Below are 3,570 nucleotides of genomic sequence, written 5' to 3' on the forward strand. Positions count from 1 at the left end.
CCCGCTGGCCCGCCTCTGGTCAACCGCCCTTGCCGGCTTCGTCGACACCGGCTACCTCAAGTCAACGGGCAGCAGCGTCCAGATCGAGCTCCCCAAGACTGCGCTGAAGGGCCCGGTGACCCTGGAATGGAAGATCCCGCAGTGGAGCAACACGCTGGAGCGGAACCGCGCCCGGACCTATTTCCAGGCCTACGCGGCGGCCGCCGCCCTGCACTTCGCCGAAAAGGCGCTCGAGGAAATCCGGGCCGGCCGCACCAAGACGTGGGAGTCCTTCGAAGTGCCGGAGGAAGCCATCAGCTGCGGCTTCACCGAAGCCGTCCGCGGCGTGCTCTCGCACCACATGGTGATCCGCGACGGCAAGATCGCCAACTACCATCCGTATCCGCCGACGCCCTGGAACGCCAGCCCGCGCGACTCCGAGGGAACACCGGGCCCGTATGAGGACGCGGTGCAGGGCCAGCCCATCTTCGAGGAGAACGACCGCGATCATTTCAAGGGCATCGACATCATGCGCACCGTCCGCAGCTTCGACCCCTGCCTGCCGTGCGGCGTCCACATGTATCTCGGCGACGGGCAGACGCTGGACTTGTTGCACTCCCCCACGCAGTCGCTCACCGGTGAGTAGTCCGCCATGGACCGGGAGAATCTGTTGGGCTCGGCCGGTGAACGGATCAGTTCCCTCCTGGACGCGCTGGGCTCCGGCGGTCCGGTGGCCCGGGACCGGGCGGAGGAACTGGTCCGGCAGGTGACGGAACTGTACGGTGCCGGGCTGGAGCGGATCCTGCACGTGCTCGATTCGCAGGGTGCGCTCGGCCCGGGAACGGTGTCCGCCCTCACCTCCGACCCGTTGGTGTCAGGCCTGCTCCTGATCCACGGGCTGCACCCCGTGGACCTGCCCGGCAGGGTCGCCGGCGCCCTGGACTCGGTCCGGCCCTACCTCGGCTCGCACGGCGGGGATGTGGAACTGCTCGGTATCAGCGAAGAAGGCGTCGTCCGGCTGAGGCTGCTGGGCAGCTGCCAGGGCTGTCCGTCGTCGTCGGTGACTCTGAAGCTCGCCGTCGAGGACGCGATCGAATCTGCGGCGCCCGAGGTGACCGGCATCGAAGTGGAGGAGGCGGCTCCCGCCGCCGTTCCCGCCCTCATCCCGGTCGGCGCCCTGCGCTCGCGGCTGGACGGGCTGGGCGGCCCGCCCGACGGCGGCATTCGCAGTGCCGCGCCGGACTGGGCGGTCCCCGACGCCGGCACGCCGGCCTCAGGCACGTGGCAGGCGGTCCCGGCCCTCGCTGAGCTGGAGTCCGGAGCCGTGGCGGGCTTCCTGGTGGCGGGTGTGGAGGTGCTCACGTGCCGGATCGGCCCGGACGTCTACGCGTTTGTGGACCGGTGCCCGCGGTGCACCCACTCCATGCCGGGCGCCTCGCTGCAGCGGGCGCTGGCTGCCCCGGTGGGCGGGGGGCTGTTGCGCTGCCCGCACTGCCGCAGCCACTACGACGTCCGGAAGGCCGGGGCCTGCCTGGAGGACAAGGCGCTGCATCTTGATCCCCTCCCGCTGCTGCTCCGCGACGGGGTTCCCTCCGTGGCCGTCCCCACCACCGCGGACCCGCTGTGAGATGCAGGCACATGAATTCCGCGGCACGGGAACGGAGCAGGGCATGACGGCGACGCCGGGAACCGGGAGTCAGCCGGCCGGCAGCGCCGGAAACAACAGGGCCAGAATCAACAGGGCCGGAAACAGCGCGTCGGCGCTCGCCGTGCTCCGCCGGATAGCGTCCACCCGCCCGGCCCAGCCCGCCGGCGAGCGCTGCGAGATGTGCGCGGAGCCCATCCCGGACGCCCACCAGCACGTGGTGGATCTGGAGAGCCGCTCCCTGCTGTGCACGTGCCGGCCCTGCTATCTGCTGTTCACGGACTCGTCGGCCCATCTGCGTTACCGCTCCGTCCCTGACCGCTACCTCTCGTTCGAGCCCTTCGAGCTCGGCCAGGCCCAGTGGGACGAGCTGGAAATCCCGGTGGGGCTGGCATTCTTCTTCTTCAACTCGGCCCTGGGCCGGACGGCCGCTTTCTACCCGAGCCCCGCCGGCGCCACGGAGTCCGAACTTCCCCTGGCTGCCTGGGCGTCGGTCGAGGCGGCCAACCCGGCCATCACCGTGCTCGCCCCCGACACGGAAGCCCTGCTGATCCGCGCCCCCGGCCCCGACCGGGACCGGGCGGACTGCCACCTGGTCCCCATCGATGCGTGCTATGAGCTGGTGGGCCGCCTGCGGCGGGTATGGAAGGGCTTCGACGGCGGCCAGGAGTCCCGCCAGGAGCTCGCGGGATTCTTCGACCGGGTCAGCCGCCGCAGCAGGCCGGGCGCCCCCGCTGCAGATCTGGAGGGACGCCATGGTTGAGCTCGATTTCAGTGTGCTGGACATCGCCCCGGAGCCCTACGCGGCCGCACCCCAGCTGACCGCCCGCCTGCGGATCCAGGAGAAAAGCGGCGCCGCCGTCCATGCCATGGCCCTCCGGTGCCAGGTGCGGATCCTGGCCCAGCGCCGCGGCTACGACGCCGACGAGGAAGCCGGGCTGCTGGAACTCTTCGGCACCCGCGGACGGTGGCCCACCACGCTCAAGCCCTTCATCTGGATGCACAGCGGCATCCTGGTGCAGGGATTTGCGGACAGTGCCGACGTTGACCTGCCGCTGCCCTGCACGTTCGACTTCGAGGTCGCAGCGGCAAAATACCTGAACTCCCTGCGGGACGGGACGGTCCCGCTGGAGTTCCTCTTCTCCGGGACGGTCTTCACGCGCGGCGCGGCGGGCTTCGGCGTCGAGCAGATTCCCTGGGACCGGGAAACTCGGTACGCCCTGCCCGTGGCGGCCTGGCGGTCGCTGATGGACGCGTTCTTCCCGAACCAGGGATGGATCCGCCTGGACCGCGACGTCCTCGCGGCCCTGGCCAGGTACAAGGCGGTCCACGGCTTGATTTCCTGGGAGGCCGCCATCGAGGGGCTGCTGGCCGGGGCGGGTGACCCGGTGCCGTGAACACCGGACTCAGCCTGGCCCGCGCCGTCGCCGACGCCGTCCTCTACGAGGGGTACCTCCTGTACCCCTACCGCGCCTCGTCCGCCAAGAACCAGGCCCGCTGGCAGTTCGGCGTGCTCGGGCCGCCGGGCGCGGCTGAATCCGGTGCCGGCGAACAGCCGGACATGGCAGCGGATTGCCTCCTCGAGCCGGGACCCGCGGCCCGGGTCGACGTGCACCTGCGCTTCCTGCACCTCCAGAGCCGTTCCGCCGAACGCGCGGATGCCGGCGGTTTCACGCCCGTCGACGAACTCACCGTCGGCGCCTCCCGGTGGCTTAGCTGGGACGAGGCAACGGATCAGGAGATCACCCTCGGGCCGTACAGCCTCGGCCAGCTTGCCGCGGGCGTGTGCGCGCCGGTGAACGTGCCGGCGAACGAGGACATCGAGCCCGTGCTGGATCCCGCCGGCGCCATTGCCGGCCGGCTTGTGCGCCGGCGGCGGGAGCTTCGTGGCGAGGTGCGCCTGCTGGCGACGCAAGTGGCGGCGCCGGGGCAGGCCGCCCAGGCCG

4 protein-coding genes and 1 pseudogene are annotated in these 3,570 nt (G+C 71.1%); all 5 read left to right on the forward strand.

The genetic code is table 11. The annotated features are described in order from the left end of the window. Positions 1-625 (forward strand): nickel-dependent hydrogenase large subunit (locus Y706_RS27875; RefSeq protein WP_043435073.1); only part of this gene is annotated, 625 nt, incomplete at its 5' end. A 6-nt stretch (positions 626-631) separates the two neighbouring features. After that, complete coding sequence (locus tag Y706_RS0106255; protein WP_028275919.1) at positions 632-1,606, forward strand: NifU family protein; 975 nt, start codon at positions 632-634, stop codon at positions 1,604-1,606. A 1-nt stretch (position 1,607) separates the two neighbouring features. Continuing rightward, positions 1,608-2,387 carry a DUF5947 family protein gene (locus tag Y706_RS23915; protein ID WP_253906703.1) on the forward strand — a complete coding sequence of 260 codons (780 nt, stop codon included), beginning with the start codon at positions 1,608-1,610 and terminating at the stop codon, positions 2,385-2,387. After that, positions 2,380-3,021, forward strand: coding sequence for a DUF6084 family protein (locus tag Y706_RS0106265; protein WP_028275920.1), 642 nt, complete (start codon positions 2,380-2,382; stop codon positions 3,019-3,021). The genes Y706_RS23915 and Y706_RS0106265 overlap by 8 nt, the downstream gene beginning before the upstream one ends. Further along, positions 3,018-3,570 (forward strand): annotated as a pseudogene (locus Y706_RS0106270) (hypothetical protein); the annotation flags it as partial. The gene Y706_RS0106265 and the pseudogene Y706_RS0106270, both read left to right, overlap by 4 nt.

The organism is Arthrobacter sp. I3, assembly GCF_000520575.1.
In the GTDB taxonomy this organism is placed as follows: Bacteria; Actinomycetota; Actinomycetes; order Actinomycetales; family Micrococcaceae; genus Arthrobacter; species Arthrobacter humicola_A.